At 72.7% G+C, this 19,129-nt stretch carries 18 protein-coding genes; 4 read left to right on the plus strand and 14 right to left on the minus strand.

All coding sequences use genetic code 11. The features are described from left to right. Position 1: 1 nt before the first annotated feature. The 3 genes from topA to ACP7BP_RS04315 form a co-directional block, all read right to left on the minus strand. A complete protein-coding gene (gene topA, locus ACP7BP_RS04305) occupies positions 2-2,725 on the minus strand; it encodes a type I DNA topoisomerase (RefSeq protein ID WP_426242822.1) in 2,724 nt (907 codons plus the stop codon). A 156-nt stretch (positions 2,726-2,881) separates the two neighbouring features. Further along, positions 2,882-3,937, minus strand: a complete 1,056-nt coding sequence (locus tag ACP7BP_RS04310) for an S-adenosylmethionine:tRNA ribosyltransferase-isomerase (RefSeq protein WP_426242824.1) — start codon at positions 3,935-3,937, stop codon at positions 2,882-2,884. Continuing rightward, positions 3,934-4,641, minus strand: coding sequence for an SDR family NAD(P)-dependent oxidoreductase (locus ACP7BP_RS04315; protein ID WP_426242826.1), 708 nt, complete (start codon positions 4,639-4,641; stop codon positions 3,934-3,936). The genes ACP7BP_RS04310 and ACP7BP_RS04315 overlap by 4 nt, the downstream gene beginning before the upstream one ends. A 50-nt stretch (positions 4,642-4,691) precedes the next feature. On the opposite strand from ACP7BP_RS04315, the gene soxR reads away from it, so the two are divergent. Continuing rightward, positions 4,692-5,165: a redox-sensitive transcriptional activator SoxR gene (gene soxR, locus ACP7BP_RS04320; RefSeq protein WP_426242828.1), complete on the plus strand. Its 474-nt coding sequence runs from the start codon at positions 4,692-4,694 to the stop codon at positions 5,163-5,165. 61 nt (positions 5,166-5,226) lie between these two features. On the opposite strand, the gene ACP7BP_RS04325 is transcribed toward soxR, so the two are convergent. From ACP7BP_RS04325 to ACP7BP_RS04340, 4 genes are all read right to left on the minus strand, one after another. Continuing rightward, on the minus strand, positions 5,227-6,693 hold the full coding sequence (locus ACP7BP_RS04325) for a DUF7059 domain-containing protein (protein ID WP_426242830.1): 1,467 nt from the start codon (positions 6,691-6,693) through the stop codon (positions 5,227-5,229). Next, positions 6,690-7,493 (minus strand): metallophosphoesterase family protein, encoded by an 804-nt coding sequence (locus ACP7BP_RS04330; RefSeq protein ID WP_426242832.1) that lies wholly within the window; start codon positions 7,491-7,493, stop codon positions 6,690-6,692. Before ACP7BP_RS04330 ends, ACP7BP_RS04325 begins: the two co-directional genes overlap by 4 nt. A 66-nt stretch (positions 7,494-7,559) precedes the next feature. Further along, positions 7,560-9,863 (minus strand): sodium-translocating pyrophosphatase, encoded by a 2,304-nt coding sequence (locus ACP7BP_RS04335; RefSeq protein ID WP_426242834.1) that lies wholly within the window; start codon positions 9,861-9,863, stop codon positions 7,560-7,562. 179 nt (positions 9,864-10,042) lie between these two features. After that, entirely contained in the window at positions 10,043-10,381 is a 339-nt protein-coding gene (locus ACP7BP_RS04340; RefSeq protein WP_426242835.1) for an STAS domain-containing protein, read from the minus strand. 194 nt (positions 10,382-10,575) lie between these two features. On the opposite strand from ACP7BP_RS04340, the gene ACP7BP_RS04345 reads away from it, so the two are divergent. After that, the gene (locus ACP7BP_RS04345) at positions 10,576-12,876 is read left to right on the plus strand and encodes a DEAD/DEAH box helicase (RefSeq protein ID WP_426242837.1); all 2,301 of its coding nucleotides are present in this window, start codon (positions 10,576-10,578) and stop codon (positions 12,874-12,876) included. 9 nt (positions 12,877-12,885) lie between these two features. Then, entirely contained in the window at positions 12,886-13,185 is a 300-nt protein-coding gene (locus ACP7BP_RS04350) for a hypothetical protein (protein ID WP_426242839.1), read from the plus strand. A 4-nt stretch (positions 13,186-13,189) separates the two neighbouring features. Here the strand turns inward: ACP7BP_RS04350 and ACP7BP_RS04355 are convergent, their stop codons facing one another. The 7 genes from ACP7BP_RS04355 to ssd all read right to left on the minus strand — a co-directional run bounded on the left by ACP7BP_RS04355 (position 13,190) and on the right by ssd (position 17,947). Continuing rightward, complete coding sequence (locus ACP7BP_RS04355; RefSeq protein WP_426242841.1) at positions 13,190-13,528, minus strand: Rv3654c family TadE-like protein; 339 nt, start codon at positions 13,526-13,528, stop codon at positions 13,190-13,192. Next, entirely contained in the window at positions 13,525-13,887 is a 363-nt protein-coding gene (locus ACP7BP_RS04360; RefSeq protein ID WP_426242843.1) for a TadE family type IV pilus minor pilin, read from the minus strand. The genes ACP7BP_RS04355 and ACP7BP_RS04360 overlap by 4 nt, the downstream gene beginning before the upstream one ends. Continuing rightward, a complete protein-coding gene (locus ACP7BP_RS04365) occupies positions 13,884-14,075 on the minus strand; it encodes a DUF4244 domain-containing protein (protein WP_426242845.1) in 192 nt (63 codons plus the stop codon). Before ACP7BP_RS04365 ends, ACP7BP_RS04360 begins: the two co-directional genes overlap by 4 nt. A 152-nt stretch (positions 14,076-14,227) precedes the next feature. Beyond that, positions 14,228-14,956: a type II secretion system F family protein gene (locus ACP7BP_RS04370; protein WP_426242847.1), complete on the minus strand. Its 729-nt coding sequence runs from the start codon at positions 14,954-14,956 to the stop codon at positions 14,228-14,230. Next, positions 14,950-15,732, minus strand: coding sequence for a type II secretion system F family protein (locus tag ACP7BP_RS04375; RefSeq protein WP_426242849.1), 783 nt, complete (start codon positions 15,730-15,732; stop codon positions 14,950-14,952). The genes ACP7BP_RS04370 and ACP7BP_RS04375 overlap by 7 nt, the downstream gene beginning before the upstream one ends. Beyond that, the gene (locus ACP7BP_RS04380) at positions 15,729-16,868 is read right to left on the minus strand and encodes a TadA family conjugal transfer-associated ATPase (RefSeq protein WP_426242851.1); all 1,140 of its coding nucleotides are present in this window, start codon (positions 16,866-16,868) and stop codon (positions 15,729-15,731) included. The genes ACP7BP_RS04375 and ACP7BP_RS04380 overlap by 4 nt, the downstream gene beginning before the upstream one ends. Continuing rightward, positions 16,865-17,947 carry a septum site-determining protein Ssd gene (gene ssd / locus ACP7BP_RS04385; protein ID WP_426242853.1) on the minus strand — a complete coding sequence of 361 codons (1,083 nt, stop codon included), beginning with the start codon at positions 17,945-17,947 and terminating at the stop codon, positions 16,865-16,867. Before ssd ends, ACP7BP_RS04380 begins: the two co-directional genes overlap by 4 nt. Positions 17,948-18,092: 145 nt before the next feature. Here ssd and ACP7BP_RS04390 point away from each other — a divergent pair, with 145 nt between their 5' ends. Further along, positions 18,093-18,920, plus strand: coding sequence for an HAD family hydrolase (locus tag ACP7BP_RS04390; protein WP_426242855.1), 828 nt, complete (start codon positions 18,093-18,095; stop codon positions 18,918-18,920). Positions 18,921-19,129 lie beyond the last annotated feature (209 nt).

The following is a 19,129-nucleotide window of genomic DNA, read 5'->3' on the forward strand; positions in this document are numbered from 1 at the left end:
ATCAACCCTTCTTGGCCGGAGCCTTCTTCGCCGCGGACTTCTTGGTGGTGGACTTCTTCGCGGTCGCCTTCTTCGCGGTGGCCTTCTTCGCCGTCTTCTTGGCCGGCGCCTTCTTGGCCCCGCGCTTGGCGGTCTTCTTCGCCGGCCCCCTGGCGCGGCGCTCGGCGAGCAGCTCGGCGGCGCGCTCGATGGTGATCGCCTCGACGGAGTCCTCCTTGCGGAGCGTGGCGTTGTACTCGCCGTCGGTGACGTACTCGCCGAACCGACCCGCCTTCACGACCACCGGCTGGCCCGAGACCGGGTCGTTGCCGAGCTCCTTCAGCGGCGCCGCCGCGGCCCCGCGGCCGCGCTGCTTGGGCTGGGCGTAGATCGCCAGCGCCTCGTCGAGGGTGATCGTGAGCAGCTGCTCCTCGGAGGCGATGGTGCGCGAGTCGGTGCCCTTCTTGAGGTAGGGCCCGTAGCGACCGTTCTGCGCGGTGATCTCCTCACCGTCGGGGGCCTCGCCGACGACCCGGGGCAGCTCGAGCAGCTTGACGGCGTCCTCGAGCGTGATCGTGTCGAGCGTCATCGACTTGAACAGGGAGCCGGTGCGGGGCCGGGCCGACTTCGGCGCGTCCTCGGGCAGCACCTCGGTGACGTACGGCCCGAAGCGGCCGTTCTTGGCGACCACCTGGAGCCCGGTCTGCGGGTGCTCGCCCAGCGGCGTCTCCTCACCCGCCGGGTTGGCGAGCAGCTCGCGCGCCTTGGCGACCGTCAGCTCGTCGGGCGGGAGGTCGTCGGGCACGTTGGCCCGCTTGCCGGCCGGGTTGCCGTCGTCGTCGGGGCCCTCGAGGTAGGGCCCGTAACGGCCCACCCGCAACGAGATGGCGTCGTCGGGCTCGCCGACCGGGAACGTCGCCAGCTCGCGCGCGTCGATGTCGCCGAGGCCGGTGACCAGCGGGTGCAGCCCGGTGACGGTCTCGGAGCCGTAGTAGAACTCCCCGAGCTCGGTCGCCCGGTCACGCCTGCCTTGGGCGATGTCGTCGAGGACGTCCTCCATGCCGGCGGTGAACTCGTAGGAGATGTGCCGGGGGAAGTGCTCCTCGAGCAGCCGGATCACCGAGAAGGCGATCCAGGCCGGCACCAAGGCCGTGCCCTTCTTGTATACGTAGCCGCGGTCGATGATCGTCTTGATGATCGAGGCGTACGTCGACGGCCGGCCGATCTCGCGGTCCTCGAGCTCCTTGATCAAGGTGGCCTCGGTGTACCTCGCGGGCGGCTTGGTCTCGTGGCCGTTGGCCGCGATCGACGCGGCGGAGACAGCGGCGCCCTCGACGAGCTGCGGGAGCCGGGTCTCGGTGTCGTCGCTGTCCTTCGCATCGTCGCGGCCCTCGACGTACGCCTTGAGGAAGCCGTGGAAGGTGATCACCCGGCCGCTCGCGGAGAAGACGACGTCCTCGCCCGTGGAGGCTGTGCCGCCGATGCGCACCGACACGCTCTGGCCGACGGCGTCCTTCATCTGGGAGGCGACGGTGCGCATCCAGATCAGCTCGTAGAGGCGGAACTGCTCACCGGTCAGCCCCGTCTGCGCGGGCGTCCGGAAGGTGTCTCCGGCCGGGCGGATCGCCTCGTGGGCCTCCTGCGCGTTCTTCACCTTGGAGGTGTGCACGCGCGGGCTGTCGGGGACGTACTCCGCGCCGTACAGCTCGCGGATCTGGTCACGCGCCGCCCCGACCGCCGCCGACGACAGCGTCGTGGAGTCGGTGCGCATGTAGGTGATGAAGCCGTTCTCGTAGAGGCGCTGCGCGACCGACATCGCCACCGACGCCGTCATGCCGAGCTTGCGGCCGGCCTCCTGCTGGAGGGTGGTGGTGCGGAACGGGGCGTACGGCGAGCGCTTGTAGGGCTTCGACTCGACGGAGCGGACGTCGTACGTCGTGTCGGTGAGCGCCGAGACCAGGGCCTCGGCCCGCGGCCGGTCGAGGTGCACGACCTCCTTCTTCGCCGACAGCGTGCCGTCCTGGGCGAAGTCGGCGCCGCGGGCGACGCGGGCCCCGTCGACGGAGTGCAGCTTGGCGGGGAACATCCGCTGCTCGTGGCCGGAGCCGGCGTCGAAGGTGCCCTCGAGGTCCCAATACGACGCGACCTTGAACTTCATCCGGGTGCGCTCGCGGTCGACCACGAGCCGGGTGGCGACCGACTGCACGCGACCCGCCGAGAGGCCCGACATGACCTTCTTCCACAGCACCGGCGAGACCTCGTAGCCGTACAGGCGGTCGAGGATGCGCCGTGCCTCCTGCGCCTCGACGAGGTCGTCGTTGATCTGGCGCGGGTTCGCGACCGCGGCCAGGATCGCCGGCTTGGTGATCTCGTGGAAGACCATCCGGTGCACCGGGATGTTCTTCGGCTTCAGCTCGTCGAGGAGGTGCCAGGCGATCGCCTCCCCCTCGCGGTCCTCGTCGGTGGCGAGGTAGAGCTCGTCGGCGTCCTTGAGCAGCGACTTGAGCTTGGAGATGTGCGCCTTCTTGTCACGCGGCACGACGTAGTAGGGCTCGAAGCCGTTCTCGACGTCGACCGCCAGCCGGCCCCACGGCTTGTCCTTGATCGACGCCGGGGTGTCCGCGGCACTCTGCGGGAGGTCCCGGATGTGACCGATCGACGACTCCACGACGTAGTCGGGGCCGAGGTACCCGCCGATGGTCCTGGCCTTGGCCGGGGACTCGACGATCACCAACTTGTGTGCCACGTGTGATCCTTGCTGCTCGCGCCGGGCGGTGGGGGATGTTTCACCGCCTCGGCCGAACACGGTAGCGCGTGCGACTGTTCCCGCCACCGGGGCGCCCTGCTGGGCCATTCCGGCGGCCATCCTGTGGGCCATCGGGTGGGCCACCGGGTGGGCCAGTCAGGGAAGCAGCAGGGCGGAGTCGCCGAACTCGTGCCAGCGGTAGTGCCGGGCGACCGCCGCGTCGTACGCCGCCTGGGTGAGCGGCGGGCCGGCGACCGCCTCCACGAGCAACAGGTGGGAGGCCTGGGGATCGTGCCAGCCGGTGACGAGCCCGTCGACGACGCGAGGCGGGTCGGCGGGCGTGACGATGCGCTCGGTCCAGCCCCGCGCCGGGCCGATGCGACCGTCCTGGCCGACCGCGGACTCGAGGGCCCGGGTGACGGTGGTGCCGACCGCCACGACCCGGCCCCCGGCCGCGCGGGTGGAGTCGACCATCCGCGCGGTGGCGGCCGGCACGTCGAACCACTCCGGTTGCGGCCCCTCGCCCACCTCCTGCGAGGAGACGCCGGTGTGCAGCGTGATCGGCGCGACGCCGACGCCGCGGGCGATGAGCCGAGTGAGCAGGGCGTGGGTGAACGGGCGCCCGGCCGAGGCCATCTCTGCGCTGCCGGGCTCGGACGCGAACACCGACTGGTAGGCCGAGAGCGGGTAGCGGCGGTCGAGGTAGCCGTAGGCGATCGGCCGGCCGGCGCCGTCCAGGTGGCTTCTCAGGTCGCCGTGCGCGAAGGCCCGCCACAGCCGGCTGCCGGTGCCGGTGGGCGAGGAGCCCTCGTGCGGGTAGGCCGCGAGCAGCTCGAGCTCGACCGGCCCGCTCGCCACCCGGTCGCCCGGCCGGGCATCGAGGATCGCGCGGGCCGCGTCGGGCGCCGTACGCAGCTCGACGACCCAGAAGCCGTCCTCGAGCCGGCTCGCGACGTGTACGACGACCGCGCGCCCGCCCAGGGTGGCGTCGGCCTCCGCCGGGACCGTCGCGGAGGTGTTGACGACGACCAGGTCGCCCGGCTCGAGGTGCCGGGGCAGGTCGCGGAAGCGGGCGTGCACCACCCCGTCGGGGCGGGCGACCAGGAGCCGCACCTGGTCGCGAGCGAGGCCGCGGGCCTCCGGCGGCGCCGGGGCAGTCGCCTCCTCGGGCATGGGGAACCGCGTCGCCGGATGCTCGGTGAGGACGGTCACCGGGTCGCCTCGGCCGGGACGGCGATGTCGGCTGCCAGGTAGCGGCCCGGCGCCGGCCGGGCATGGACCAGCGCCAGCAGGTGCGGCACCACCGTCTCGGGCCACGGCCGGTCGGTGATGTCCTCTCCCGGGAACGCGTCCTGGTGCATCGGCGTCCGCATGTCGCCCGGGTCGAGCGCGTAGGTCGCGACTCCGGTCTCGGCGCCCAGGGTGAGCACCAGGTGGTCGAGCGCCGCCTTCGAGGCGCCGTACCCGCCCCACGTCGGGTAGTGGCCGACCGCGGCGTCGGAGGAGAGCGTGACCACCACGCCGGCGCGCGACCGGAGTGCGGGCAGCAGCGACACCGCGAGCTCGAGCGGAGCCAGCGCGTTGGTCTCGAAGATCGCCGCCAGGGACGGCGGTGAGAGCTGGGCCAGCGGGTGCATGGGCAGCGGGCCGAGGGTGCTGGCGTTGAGGACCAGCAGGTCGAGGCCGGCCCGGTCGTCGACCCAGGCAGCCAGCTCGGCGCGGTGATCGGGGTCGATGAGGTCGCCGGGCAGCGGGTGAGCCCCTGTCCCGGCCACGGCGTCGACGAGTCGGGTGGCCCCCCGTGCATCGGTGAGGACGGTCCAGCCCCGATCGGTCAACGCGTGCACGAGAGCACGGCCCAGCCCGGACGATCCGCCCGTGACGAGGGCTGTCCTGGATTCACTGATGGGGGTCATGAAACGATTGTTATAGTTCAAGTGAACTTGAGTTCAAGGGATGGAGCCAGATGGATCCACGCGACCTGATGTCCATGGGCGACGTGACCCGCCGTAGCGGCTTCGCCGCGTCGGCGCTGCGCTTCTACGAGGCAGAGGGACTGATCACCGCGACGCGCACCCCGGGCGGCCGGCGGCAGTTTGAGCGCAGCGTGCTGCGCCGGCTGGCCTTCATCCGGGCCGCCGCCAACATCGGCCTCACCCTCGACGAGATCCGCACCGAGCTCGACCAGCTGCCCGGTGGCCGGGTGCCGACCAAGGCCGACTGGCACCGCATCTCCCGGCACTGGCGCTCCCGCCTTGACGAGCAGATCGCCGCGCTCGAGAGCCTCCGCGACGGGCTCGACTCCTGCATCGGCTGCGGCTGCTTCTCACTGCAGCGTTGCCGCATCTCCAACCCCGGCGACTACCTGGCCGCGACCGACCAGGCGCCCGGGGCCGCCCGGCTGCCGGCTCTCCTCCGCCGCCCTCACCCGTCCCCGTGAGGGGGTTAGTCCGGGGCAAATCAGGGCTCACGACCCTCTCCAAGCCCTGGTTTGCACCGGACTACCCAGTCAGGAAGCCCTCGCGCACGAGCTCGGCGACGACCGGGAGGTACGTCGCCCGGAGCTCCGCCTCGTCGCGCTCGAGCAGCTGCGCCACGGCGTCCAGGATCTGGCCGATCGTCAGATCGCCGTCGCAGGCGCCCAGCACCGCCGCCTCGACGGTGTCGACCTGGCGGGCGCGGCGCAGGCCGCGCTGCTGGCGTACGACGATCGTCTCGGGGTCGTCGGCCCCCGGGGCCCCGGCCGACTCCTGGCGGACGTCGACCCGAGCGAGGAGCGTGGCCGCCGCCAGGTCGGGAGTGCCGGCCAGCAGGTCCCGCGCCCGGGCCCACTCCGCGATGGCTGGCGCGATCGGCTGCTCGACGTCGTAGCGCCACTCCAGGAAGTCGCTCGGGCCGGTGGCGGACTTTCGCAGGTTGACCCAGCCGAAGCCGACACCCTCGATGCCCTGCTCGTCGAACCAGCCCAGCCAGCTGTCGTAGCGGCCGCCGTAGCCCGGCGCGCCGTGCAGCCCGGCATCCTTGAGCCACAGCTCGACGTACGCCGCCGGGTCGAGCACCTCGCGCTGCACGACGAACGCCTCGCACGACTCGTCGACCCACGCGCCGAGCCGCTCCTCCCAGGGCAGGTCGCGCAAGATCGCCCAGTTGGCCAGCACCTGGCACCAGCCGCCGGGCGCGAGCATGCTCGGCGCCGTGCGCACGATGTGCTCGACCACCCGGTCACCGGGCAGGCCGCTGTCGCGGTAGACCAGTTGCTCGCCGGTGGCCGGTGAGATCACGAACGGCGGGTTGGTGGCGATCAGGTCGAACGTCTCGCCTGCCACGGGCTCGAAGAACGAGCCCGCGCGCACGTCGATGTTGTCGACCTCGTTGAGCTCCGCGTTGAAGCGGGTCATCCACAGCGCTCGCGCATTGACGTCGGTGGCCACGACGGCCACGCTGTGCCGGGCCAGGTGCAGGCCCTGCACACCGCAGCCGGTGCCGAGGTCGAGCGACCGGCCGACCGGGGCGCGCAGCGTCTGCTGCGCCAGGCTCGTCGAGGCCGGGCTGATGCCCAGCACGTGGTCTGCGCCGACGCGGTTGCCCGCGCCGTCGAGGCCGGGGGTCAGGTCGCTCACGATCCACAGGTCGCCCGGGTCGTCGTCGTACGGCGCGGCGTAGGGGCGTACGTCGAGGCGCGCGGCCACCTCCCCCGCCGAGCGCTCGATGAAGCCCTCGGCGCCGAGCTCGTCGAGCAGCCCCGGCAGGGCGCGCTCGGCGTCGGCGCCGGAGACCGTCGTCTGCAGCAGGAACAGCCGGGTCAGCGTCTCGACCGGGGAGCCGCCGGTCGTGGCTCGGAGTCCGGGCGTCGTCTCGTTGCGACCGAGCGCGGCGTGCGCGAGCGGTCCCAGCACCGCGGCGACCCCGTCGTAGGTGAAGCCCGCGGCGACCAGGGCGGCGCGCAGCCTCGCCGGCAGCGTCGTCACAGCGTGCGCTCGTGGTAGTCGTCGGGCCGGGTGCCGGCGCGCCACTCGTCGAGCGCTCCGCGGTAGATGCCGTGCCGCAGCTCGAGCTCGTACCCGTCGTAGTGCGGCAGGCCCATCTCCCGCGCCACGGCCAGCTCCGCCTCGACGTCGTAGGGCACCCTCGCGAACGACACCGACCAGGGTGCCTTCTCCTGCGAGCCGACCTCGCCCTCGAGGATGCAGTACATCGGGGTGGGGTCGCCCATGCAGTTGCCGACGGCGCCGGTGTTGAACGTGGTGCGCCCCTCGAGCTGGCACTCGTAGAGCGGGTCGTGCGTGTCGGCGTACCCGATCAGGTCGGGTACGGGGCCCTCCCCCACTGCGTCGATGGTGGCCGCGGTGTTGGCGAAGAGCCCCTCGAACTCCTCCTGCGTGCGCACGTAGCGCACCCGGCGGTGCACGGTCTCCTCGGAGGCGTGGAAGAGGCGCACCCGGCGGCCACTCAGCCAGAAGTCGTGGCAGAACGGCAGCGCGCGCAGCCACTCACCCTGGCCCGGCGCCAGCTGCGCCAGCCACCACTGCAGCGCCTCGTTGTCGTAGGTGCGGGCTGGGTCGGGCAGGAAGTCGTCCCAGTTGCCCAGGAGATTCACCTCGCACCGCTGCCGGCACAGCTCGACCACCTCGCGCCCGCGCGGGCCCTTGCCGACGTAGTCGCCGAGGTTGAGGACCCTGGTGATGCCGCGGCGGTCGATGTCGGCCAGCACCGCCTCGAGGGCGGTGAGGTTGCCGTGCACGTCCGAGATCAGTGCCATCCGCTCCATCCGGGCATCCTGCCAAATGCGCGAACGGCGCCCGGGGTGGCCCCGGGCGCCGTTCGACGTGCTGGATCAGGCTGTGGACGAGTCCACAGGCTGGTCGTCGCTGATCGCGACCGCACGCTGCTTGGAGATGTAGACCGCTGCCACGATGATCGCGACCGCCACGACGGCGATGACGATGCGCAGCCCGTCGTTCTGGTCGTCGCCCACGCTCATCGAGACGACGGCGCTCGCGATGAGCAGCGACACCAGGTTCATCACCTTGATGAGCGGGTTGATGGCCGGGCCGGCGGTGTCCTTGAACGGGTCGCCGACGGTGTCGCCGATGACCGTGGCCTCGTGGGCCGGCGAGCCCTTGCCGCCGTGGTTGCCGTCCTCGACGAGCTTCTTGGCGTTGTCCCAGGCGCCACCGGCGTTGGCCAGGAAGACGGCCATCAGGGTGCCGGTGCCGATGGCACCCGCGAGGAAGCCAGCCAGCGCCGTCACGCCGAGTCCGAACCCGACGGCGATCGGCGCCAGGACCGCCAGGATGCCCGGCGTGATCAGCTCGCGCAGGGAGTCCTTGGTGACGATGTCGACGACCTTGCCGTACTCCGGCCGACCCGTGCCCTCCATGATCCCGGGGATCTCGCGGAACTGGCGGCGTACCTCGAAGACCACGGCGCCTGCTGCCCGGGCGACGGCGTTGATCGCCAGGCCCGAGAAGAGGAACACCACGGCCGCACCGAGGAGGACGCCGACGATGACAGCGGGGTTGAAGACGCTGAAGTCGAGCAGGTAGGCCTCGTCGACGCCCACGTTGGCGTCCGCGAGCGACTCGAAGACAGACGTCGCGTAGGAGCCGAACAGCGCGGTCGCGGCGAGCACGGCCGTCGCGATCGCGATGCCCTTGGTGATCGCCTTCGTGGTGTTGCCGACGGCGTCCAGCTCGGTGAGGATCTGCGCGCCCTCCGGGCTGACGTCGCCCGACATCTCGGCGATGCCCTGAGCGTTGTCGGAGACCGGGCCGAAGGTGTCCATGGCGACGATGACGCCGACCGTGGTCAGCAGGCCACAGCCCGCGAGCGCGACCGCGAACAGCGACACCGTGAGTGCGGCACCACCGAGCAGGTAGGCGCCGAAGACCGCGGTGCCGATGACGAGCGTCGTGTAGACCGCCGACTCGAAGCCGACCGAGAGGCCGGAGAGGATGACGGTCGCCGCGCCGGTGAGCGAGGTCTTGCCGACGTCCTTGACGGGGCGGTGCTCGGTGCCGGTGTAGTAGCCGGTGAGCGCCAGGATGCCGGCCGACATCACGATGCCGATGACGACGGCGGCGGCGGCGATGAATCGCGGGTCGCCCTCGGCGCCGGAGAGGTCGCCGGCGATGTTGGTGAAGTCGGCGAAGCTGCTCGGCAGGTAGACGTAGGCGAGCACCACGCTGGCGACGGCGGCGATGCCCGACGACAGGTAGAACGACCGGTTGATGGTCTTCAGGCCGTTCTCGCCGGCCTTGGGCTTGGTGAGGTAGACACCGGCCACGGCGGTGAGCGCACCGATCGCGGGGATCAGCAGCGGGAACACCAGGCCCTTGTCGCCGAACGCCTGCGACCCGAGGATCAGCGCGGCGACCAGCGTGACGGCGTAGGACTCGAAGAGGTCGGCGGCCATGCCGGCGCAGTCGCCGACGTTGTCGCCCACGTTGTCGGCGATGGTCGCGGCGTTGCGCGGGTCGTCCTCGGGGATGCCCTGCTCGACCTTGCCGACCAGGTCGGCACCGACGTCGGCGGCCTTGGTGAAGATGCCGCCGCCGACGCGCATGAACATGGCGAGCAGCGCGGCACCGAAGCCGAAGCCCTCGAGCACGTGCGGGGCCTCGTCCTGGAAGAACAGCACGACGAGGCTGGCGCCGAGCAGGCCCAGGCCGACGGTCAGCATGCCCACCATGGCGCCGGTGCGCAGGCCGATCGTCATCGCGGGCTCGCGCCCGGTGGTCTCCGCTGCGGCGGCGACCCGGAGGTTGGCGCGCACCGCGAGGTTCATGCCGAGGTAGCCGACGGTGGCCGAGAAGCCCGCACCGAGGATGAAGAAGACGGAGCGGAAGATCCGCACGGCGGCGTCGTCTGCCGGGAGCACGAGCAGGGCGAAGAAGGCAATGACTGCGAAGATGCCGAGAGTCCGGAACTGCCGCGTCAGGTAGGCGTTGGCGCCCTCCTGGACGGCTTGGGCGATGTTCTTCATGTTGTCGGTGCCTTCACCGGCGGCCAACACCTGGGACCTGAACATCGCTGCCATACCGAGCGCGCCGAGCGCGATCAGGGCGACGATGATCACCAGGGTGAGATTGCCTCCAGTGAGGTCCGGCTCCACGACGGCGGGAAGGATCCCGGTCATGTGCGTCCTCCATGGGATGAGTCAGGGTGTGCGAATCGAGCCGGAGTCTACGCAAGGGTGACCGGAATCACGCAGTGGGGTGATCTGGGTCACCTCCCGGATTCCGCGTGACGAGCCGGCGTACGACGGCACGGCCACCCGCCGGGAGAGTGGCTCGGGCGCAGGCTCGGGTGCTGGAGTCAGGCGCTGGCGAGCGCGCTGGCGGCGTCGTCGTGGATGACGAACACCTTGGCCAGGCCGGTGATCCGGAAGATCTTGAGCAACCGGTCCTGGTTGCACACCAGGGTCAGCGAGCCGTCGTGAGCACGGACCTTCTTGAGCCCGCCCACGAGCACACCGAGGCCGGTCGAGTCGAGGAACTCGACGGCGGACAGGTCGACCACGAGGTCGTAGACGCCCTCGCCGACCAGCTCGGTGATCTTGTCGCGCAGTTTGGGCGCGGTGTAGACGTCGATCTCGCCCCCGACGGCGACGACGGTTTTGCCGTCGGCCTCGCGCGTCTCAAGAGTCAGGTCCACGTCGTGCTCCTCAGGCGGTGGTGCCAGGGCCATTCAGAACTCGGGGGCCCCGTCTCCCCCGAGTGTGCCGGAAAATATCAAACCACGACCGGGTCGCTCGTGCAGGCGTACCACCCACACGGCTCGGTGAAACGTCCCCGCCGTTTGCCACACTGCCACATGTGCCGAGCCCGGATCCACGACCACCCCGCGTCGTGGGCGACGTCATCCGCCGCCTGAGCGCGGTGCCCGGGCGCGAGGACCGACTCACCCATCTCGAAATCCTCACCCCGCGCGTGTCGTCCAGCGTCCCGTGGCCGTCGTGGACCCATCCGGTGGTGCGCGCCGCCTTCGAGGCACGCGGCGTCTCGACTCCGTGGCAGCACCAGGCCGCCGCCGCCGACGCGGCGTACGCCGGGCAGCACGTCGTGCTCGCCACCGGCACCGCGTCGGGCAAGTCGCTCGCCTACCAGCTGCCCGCGCTGTCGACCGTGCTCGACCGGCGCGGCGCGCGCGACGAGCGGGGCGCGACGGTGCTCTACCTCTCGCCCACCAAGGCGCTGGCCCAGGACCAGCTCGCGGGACTGCTCGACCTGCGCACCGGCGCGTGGGTCACGACGCACGACGGCGACAGCACCCGTGAGCAACGCGAGTGGGCGCGTGACCACGGCGAGTACATCCTCACCAACCCCGACATGCTCCACCGGTCGCTGCTGCCCGGGCATGCCAGGTGGGCGCGCTTCTTCGCCAAGCTGGAGTACGTCGTCGTCGACGAGTGCCACCACTACCGCGGCGTCTTCGGGGCGCACGTCGCGCACGTGCTCCGGCGCCTGCGCCGGATCTGCGCGATGTACGGCGCCTCCCCGACGTTCGTGCTGCTCTCGGCCACGGTCGCCGAGCCGGAGGTCTTCGCGAGCCGGCTCACGGGCCTCGACGTCCTGGCCCTGACCGCCGACCACTCCCCTCGAGGGCAGGTCGCGGTCGGGCTGTGGGAGCCGCCGTTCACGTCGTACGCCGGCGAGAACGGCGCCCCGGTGCGTCGGGCCGCCTCGTCGGAGACGGCCGACCTGCTGGCAGACCTGGTGGCCGAGGACATCCGCACCCTCGCCTTCATCCGGTCGCGACGGGGTGCCGAGCAGGTGGCGCTGAACGCAGCCGAGGCGCTGGCCGACGTTGACCCGTCCCTGCCCGGGAAGGTCGCGGCGTACCGCGGCGGCTACCTGCCCGAGGAACGGCGTGCCATCGAGGCCTCCCTGCGCCGAGGAGAGCTGACCGGCCTGGCGGCCACCAACGCCCTCGAGCTCGGCATCGACATCAGCGGTCTCGACGCCGTGCTGATGGCGGGCTTCCCCGGCACCCGGGCGGCGATGTGGCAGCAGATCGGCCGGGCCGGGCGCGGCGCCCAGGACGCACTCGCCCTGCTCGTGGCCCGCGACGATCCGCTCGACACCTATCTCGTCACCCACCCGGAGGCGCTCTTCGGCGCCCCCGTGGAGGCGTCGGTCTTCGACCCCGACAACCCCTACGTCCTCGCCCCGCACCTGTGTGCGGCGGCAGCCGAGGAGCCACTGACGGAGGCCGACCTGCCGTTGTTCGGGCCGCGTGCGCGCTCGACGCTCGACGCCGTGACCGAGGCCGGGCTGCTTCGTCGGCGGCACCAGGGTTGGTACTGGACCGACCGGCGTCGCGCGAGCGACCTCACCGACATCCGCTCGGCAGGTGGGTCACCCGTGCAGCTCGTCGAGGGCGAGACCGGCCGGGTGGTCGGCACCGTCGATGCCGGCAGCGCGCACGGCACGGCTCATCCCGGGGCGGTCTACGTGCACCGGGGCGAGACCTACGTCGTCGAGGAGCTCGACCTCGACGAGAACGTGGCCACCATCTCGCGTGCCGAGCCGGCGTACTCGACGACGGCTCGCGAGGTCACCGAGATCTCCATCGCCGACACCCGTGACCACCGGCGGTGGGGCGAGTGCCGGCTCAGCCTCGGCGACGTCGACGTGACCCACCAGGTCGTGTCGTTCCTGCGCCGTCGCCAGCCCGGCGGCGAGGTGATGGGCGAGGAGCCACTGGACCTGCCCGCCCGGACCCTGCGTACGACCGCCGTCTGGTGGACCGTGCCCGACCGGGCCCTCGAGGAGTCCGGCCTGGCCACCGCCGACCTGCCCGGGTCGGCCCACGCGGCCGAGCACTGCAGCATCGGGCTGCTGCCGCTCTTCGCGACATGCGACCGCTGGGACATCGGCGGCGTCTCCACCGCCAGGCACCCGGACACCGGCGAGCTGACGGTGTTCGTGCACGACGGCCACCCTGGTGGCGCGGGGTTCGCCGAGCGCGGCTTCCACGCAGCCGCATCGTGGCTGCGCGCGACCCGCGAGGCCATCTCGTCGTGTGCCTGCGACACGGGGTGCCCGTCGTGCGTGCAGTCGCCCAAGTGCGGCAACCAGAACAACCCGCTCGACAAGCAGGGCGCGGTCATCCTGCTGGATGTTCTGCTGAGCGGCGCGCCGCAGTAGCCTGCCGCCATGGTCATCCTCGGACTGCTGCTCATCATCCTCGGCGCGATCGCGATCCTGTCGGCCATCTTCGTGAGCGAGGGAACGGCCGAGCTGCTGGGCATCGACATGAGCTCGCTGGCGATCTTCCTGGTGGGCGTGGCTGCCGGGGCCGCGATCCTGTGGGGCTACTCCATCCTCAAGTGGGGAACCAGGCGGGGCATCGAGCACCGCCGCGAGCGCAAGAAGCTCAATCAGCTCTCCACCAAGCTCGAGGAGGTCGAGGCTGAGCGCAGGGCGGAGCGCGGCCCCGACGAGCGCACCAGCTGACCTCCTACGGCCCAGCCCGGGCCCGAGCGACGTGGTCGCGGCCGGCGCCGCGCCAGTCCGGACCGCGGACCCGGACCTCCACCCACACGTCGGCGCCCTCGACCCGGCACGAGGCGAGCGCGGCACCGTTGGCTTGAGCCACCGCCCCGGCCACGACACAGCCGTCGCCGCCCCGGCTCAGCGCATCCGCGGCAGCGAGAGCGGCTAGGTCGGCCGCGCTCTGCGCACGCCGGTGCGCGCCGATCATGCCGGCCACGGCGCTGAGCGCCAGCGCCACCAGCACCAGGACGCCCGCCACCGTCACCACCAGCACGCTCGCCGAGCCGCGCTCGTCGCGACTCATGACGATCCCTCGACCAGGGTCACTGCCTCGGCGTCGACCTCGGCCGACGGCAACGCCTCGAAGAGCCCGCCCGGCCCCGTGACCGTGGCCCGGACCCGCACGACCACCCGCCCGCCGTCGGTGCCGATCGAGATCCTCGCGCCGGCCGGGGCCACCGCCCGGCCGAGCGCGACGGCCTCGGCCTCGGAGTCGCCGCGGGCGAGTGCCCGCGCGGACTCCCGGGCAGCGTCGACGGCGCGGACCTGGGCGGTGCCGACGCCCAGCAGCCACGCGAGGCCGACCGTGAGGGCGAGCAGCAGCGGCAGTCCCATGGCCAGCTCGGCCGTGACCGCGCCCCGCTCGCCCCGCGGACGGCTCACCCCAGGCCCAGCATGTTGAACACGTGGTCGAACAGAGATCGCAGCATCTGGTCGCCGAAGCCTCCGGTGACCAGCTTGTAGAGCACCCCGGCGAGGCCGGCCCCTGCGGCTGTGCCGACGGCGTACTCCGCAGTGGTGATGCCCCGCTCGTCGCCCGCCCGCGGGCTCGCCAGTCGCGAGAACTGCATGTCTGACTCCTCTCGTGTGGCCGCCCGTTGCGGCCGTCGTCGAGCAGACTTCCGCGGCGGACGGACACGTGGCCGGCCTCGAGGTGCGGGCTGTGGAAAGCACCCGATCTCGCCCGCCTGTGGATGTCGAGCGGCCCGCTGGGCGGGCTCGTTCAGCCACCGGGCGCTCCGATGGAGGCGAGCAGGCCGGCGACGAGCGGCACGATGCCGAGCAGCAGGAACGCCGGCAGCAGGCACAGCCCCAGGGGCACGGCGGCGCGCACGCCGACCTGCCGGGCACGGTCCTCCGCGTCGGCCCGACCGGCCTCGGCCAGCTCGTCGGCCAGCCCCTCGATCGCCTCGCTGACCGATGCCCCCGACTCGTGCGCCCGGGCCAGCGTGCGACCGAGGAGCCCGAGCTCGGGGTCCGTGGCGAGCTCCTCCCACACGACCACCGGGTCGGTGCCCCAGCGGAGTCGTCGGCGTACGTCGTCGAACCGGTCGGCGGCCGGGCCGGGCAGTGCGGCGCAGACGATGGCCATCGCCTCCTCGGTGGCGGCGCCGGCGCGCAGGGGCCCGACGAGCAGGCCGACCAGATGAGGCAGCTGGCGCCGCGCCAGCTCGCGCCGGCGGCGTACGACGGCGGGCTCGGCGCGCGCGAGCACGACCCAGGCGACGACGGCGGCTGCCAGACCCGCCACGAGCCCGGTCGGGCCGCCGAGGAACGTCCACGCCCCGAGTCCGGCGCACAGCGACCAGACGACCCGCAGCAGCCGACCGCTACGACGCGGTGGGGCCCCGACGAGGGGCTTCGCCGGCGCGGCGCGCGGGACGGGTCTCTCCCACCGCTGGCCGAGCGCACAGGCACCGCCCGCCAGCAGCACCGCCAGCGCGGTCAGCACCGTCGCTCCACATCGTCGGCGATCGCCTCGATCCACCACAGGCCGGTGAGGCCGAGGCCGAGTCCGGCGCTGAGGCAGCCCAGCCCGACGGGGGTGCCGAGCAGGAAGGCCCACGGTGACGAGCCGGGCACCGCACCCCCGCCCACCAGCAGGGCCAGCAGAGGCAGGGCAGCGAGGAGCCGCGCCGTCGCGCGAGCAGAGGCGAGCTCCGACTCGACGACGCGGCGGGTGGCTCCGCCGGCCCGGAGACCGGCGGCCACCCGGCCCAGGGCCTCTCCCAACCCCACTCCGGATCGGTGGGACACCTGCCAGGCGGCTGCGACGAGCAGGGCATCGTGGGCGCCGGGCTGCCGGGCCAGCGCCCGCCAGGCGTGGGGCACGTCGGCGCCGAGGTCGTGGCTGCGGAGGACCGGGGCGAGGCCCGGCCAGACGCGGACCGCGCGAACGAGCCCCGCCCCTGGTGGCTGTCCTGCGGTCAGCTCGGAGGAGAGCACGTCGCAGGCCTCGAGCAGCCGGATCGCTCGCTGCCGAGCCTCGCGACGCCGCCGCCGTCGTCGCACCAGCAGCACGCCGAACCCCACGGCAGCCGCACCCACGACCGGCAGCACGAGGTGTCGTGGGTCCGGGCGCAGCGACGCCACGGCTCCCACAACGAGGGCCGCTGCCAGCGGTCGCACGGGTAGGAGCCCCCCGCGCGACGCGGTCGGGCGCACGAGGAGCGCGGCGGCGAGGCCGGCCAGCACGGCGGCCGGCACGGCAGCCGCCCATCCGGTCACGCCGCCAGCCGATCGGCGAGCAGGTCGGCGCCCGCACCCCACCGTGGGCCACCCGCCGCCGGGAAGTCGGCCACCGGCACCATCGTCACGAACCCGTCATCACGTACCCGCGGCACCGCGACCTGGGCGAGCCGGCGTCGACCGTCGGGTCCCCGAGCCACATGCATCACGACGTCGAGGGCCGAGGCGAACTGGCTGTGCGCGGCCGCCCGGCCAAGCCCCGCAGCGAGGGCCAGCGCCTCGACCCGCGCCGGCACCAGGGTGGCGGCGTTGGCGTGCAGAGTGCCGCACCCGCCTTCGTGCCCGGTGTTGAGGGCGGCGAGCAGCTCGACGACCTCGCCGCCCCGGACCTCGCCCACCACGAGACGGTCGGGACGCATCCGCAGCGCCTGGCGCACCAGCAGCCTCAGGTCGATGCCGCCGGCACCTTCGACATTGGGCGGGCGTGACTCGAGAGCGACGACGTGCGGATGGTCCGGCCGCAGCTCACTGGCGTCCTCGACCAGGACCAGGCGCTCGGAGGGCGGCACCAGCGCCAGCATCGTCGCCAGCATGGTGGTCTTGCCCGACCCCGTCCCGCCGCTGACCAGGAAGGCGAGTCGCCGCGCGACGACGTCGCGCAGCAGCCGGGCACCGATGTCGCTGAGCGACCCGGAGTCGACCAGCTCGTCGAGGGTGAACGGCCGCACCCGGGGCACCCGCAGCGAGATCAACGTGCCGGGCCGCGCCACCGGTGACAGCACCGCATGGAAGCGCGTGCCGTCGGCCAGTCGCACGTCGCAGCACGGGCTCGCGTCGTCGAGGCGGCGACCTCCTGAGGCAGCCAGCCGCTGGGCGAGGCGGCGTACGTCGGCCTCGCCGGGGAACCGCACCCGCGAGAGCTGGAGACCCTCGCCCCGGTCGACGTAGACGGCGTCGGGACCGTTGACGAGCACGTCGGTGACGTCGTCGTCGCGGAGCAGCGGCTCGAGAGGCCCGGCGCCGAGCAGCTCGCGACGCAGCGTCTCGTGCACGGTGCGCACGGTGAGGTCACCCACCGGGCGCCCGGCTGCGCGCAGCGCGGCCGCCACCCGGTGGGGTGTCAGCTCACCCGGCTCACGCGCCAGCCGGTCGCGCACCAGCTCGACGTCGCTCATGCCGCCAGCCCCGGCGCCGAGGCCTCCTGGAGCAGATCCGCCGCGGTCCGGAAGAGCGGTCCGCGCGCCGACCTGAGCGGACCGAGGCCCAGCTCCACCGACTCGTCGACGCCGCGCTGGTCGGCCATCTCGCACACCACCGGGAGACCGACGGCGGCTCCTACCTCGGCAGCGGGGATCGCGCGCGGCACCCGGCGCAGGACCAGGACGGCTCGTGCTTCCCTGGGCTGCTCGGCCACCACCCGGGCAGCGCTGGCCACACCCGCCAGCGACGGCCGGACGACGACCACCAGCAGGTCGCACCGGCTGACCACCTCCTCGACCCAGCCGGTGGTCCCGCGCGGCAGGTCGACGAGGACCGCTCCGTGCCCGCGCTGACCCGCGGCGATGGCCTCGCGGACCGCAGGCGGGTGCAGCTCGGCGGCGTCGCCCGCGAGCCAGGTCAGGGCACCGACGCCGGCCCGGCGTGGCACCGCCTCGCGCAACGACGACGCGCTCAGCCTCCCGGCGCTCGCCCGGATGTCGCCCCAGCGGATGCCGCCGAGGTCGTCGAGGCCCAGCACCCGGTCGACGCCGGGGCCGCGGGCGTCGGCGTCGACCACCAGCGCAGGGCCGCCGACCCGGCCGGCCGCCTGCCCCAGGGCACAGGCCAGCGTGGTCGCGCCCGCGCCGCCTGAGCCGCCGAGGACACCGATCACCACTCCCCTGCCCGCCTGGGGGTCGGCCAGGTCGGCGAGCTCGTCGGCCAGCCAGCCCGCCGAGTCGGGGAGCTCGACCACCTTGGTCGCGCCGATCTCCACCGCGGACCGGAAGAGCTGGGCCGGCACCTGGCCCCACTCATCGCGCTGGACGGCGACGACGACGGCGTCGCGGCGCGCCGGACCGGCTGCGGCGAGCTCGTCGGCCAGGTCGGCACCGACCACCACGAGGGACGGCGCGGCCCAGGCGCGCAGCGCGCCGGCGACGTCCGGCACCACCCTGGGCGCGACGCCGGCGCCGGCAGCGAGGGGCTGCAGGACGTCGAGCAGCGCCTGATCGGCAGTGACGAAGAGCGGCGGGGCGGGACGTGGCGGGTTCATGCCGACACCCTGCCGAGCACCGCGGACGGGACGAGCCGGGTCGGGTGCGACCTGTGGACGACGTCCGAGACGCCGTGCCTGTGGACGGCTTGCGGCTCGCGCAGTCATCCCAAACGCCGGATCGCATTACGCCCGGCGCCCTACGATGAGGGCCATGCCCGGCCAACCCCCTGTGGACCCGCACCGGGAAGCTGCGTTCTTCGACCTCGACAAGACGATCATCGCCAAGTCGAGCACCCTGGCGTTCAGCAAGCCCTTCCAGGCCGGCGGCCTGATCTCCCGGCGCGCCGTGCTGCGGTCGGCGTACGCCCAGTTCGTGTACCTCGTCGGCGGCGCCGACCACGACCAGATGGAGAAGATGCGGCAGTTCATGTCGCAGCTGTGCGCCGGCTGGGACGTCGCGACGGTCCGCGAGATCGTGGCCGAGACGCTGCACAACATCGTCGACCCCCTCGTCTACGACGAGGCGGTGAGCCTGATCGAGGAGCACCATCTCGCCGGCAGGGACGTCGTCATCGTCTCCACCAGCGGGGCGGAGGTCGTCGGCCCCATCGGAGAGCTGCTCGGCGCCGACCACGTCATCGCGACCCGGATGGAGATCGAGGACGGCAGGTACACCGGAGGCATCGCCTACTACGCGTACGCCGAGGAGAAGGCCCGCGCGATCGAGGAGCTCGCGGCGGCCCGCGGCTACGACCTGGCCCGCTGCTACGGCTACAGCGACTCGGTCACCGACGTCCACATGCTCGAGGCCGTCGGCCACCCGCACGCCGTCAACCCCGACAAGGAGCTGCGCCGCATCGCCGTCTCGCGGGGGTGGCCGGTGCTCGTCTTCACCAAGCCGGTCGCGCTGCGCGCGCGGATGCCGATGCCGCCTGCGAAGCCCGCGCTGGCCGCGCTCGCCGTCGGTGGCGCGGTGGCGATGGGCGGGTACCTGTGGGCCTCGGCGCGTCGTCGCAAGGACTCCGCCTGACCCCTCCAGACCAGTGAATGTCAAGCCTTGTTCGGGTTGGCGAAGCGGCGTACAACTGAGGAAGAACTAAAGAGAAACCCACACGTGATTCGGGTACCCACGCGGCGATCTACCCTTCCTACAGGGCGCGTGTCACCGGGAATTCCCCGGGACAGCAGTTAGATGTTGCACGCTTGGTAGCCATCGACGTCACGTGTCAGCGGCGGCAC

The sequence above is a fragment of the Nocardioides sp. LHG3406-4 genome (assembly GCF_049897745.1).
Taxonomy (GTDB): Bacteria; Actinomycetota; Actinomycetes; order Propionibacteriales; family Nocardioidaceae; genus Nocardioides.

Bases quoted from the DNA above. Each gene is read 5' to 3' on its own strand.
- ACP7BP_RS04390 (WP_426242855.1), top strand. From the start codon at position 18,093: ATGAGGGCCATGCCCGGCCAACCCCCTGTGGACCCGCACCGGGAAGCT.
- ACP7BP_RS04330 (WP_426242832.1), bottom strand. From the start codon at position 7,493: ATGGAGCGGATGGCACTGATCTCGGACGTGCACGGCAACCTCACCGCC.
- ACP7BP_RS04315 (WP_426242826.1), bottom strand. From the start codon at position 4,641: ATGACCCCCATCAGTGAATCCAGGACAGCCCTCGTCACGGGCGGATCG.
- ACP7BP_RS04380 (WP_426242851.1), bottom strand. From the start codon at position 16,868: ATGAGCGACGTCGAGCTGGTGCGCGACCGGCTGGCGCGTGAGCCGGGT.
- ACP7BP_RS04350 (WP_426242839.1), top strand. From the start codon at position 12,886: ATGGTCATCCTCGGACTGCTGCTCATCATCCTCGGCGCGATCGCGATC.
- ACP7BP_RS04365 (WP_426242845.1), bottom strand. From the start codon at position 14,075: ATGCAGTTCTCGCGACTGGCGAGCCCGCGGGCGGGCGACGAGCGGGGC.
- ACP7BP_RS04335 (WP_426242834.1), bottom strand. From the start codon at position 9,863: ATGACCGGGATCCTTCCCGCCGTCGTGGAGCCGGACCTCACTGGAGGC.
- ACP7BP_RS04355 (WP_426242841.1), bottom strand. From the start codon at position 13,528: ATGAGTCGCGACGAGCGCGGCTCGGCGAGCGTGCTGGTGGTGACGGTG.
- soxR (WP_426242828.1), top strand. From the start codon at position 4,692: ATGGATCCACGCGACCTGATGTCCATGGGCGACGTGACCCGCCGTAGC.
- ssd (WP_426242853.1), bottom strand. From the start codon at position 17,947: ATGAACCCGCCACGTCCCGCCCCGCCGCTCTTCGTCACTGCCGATCAG.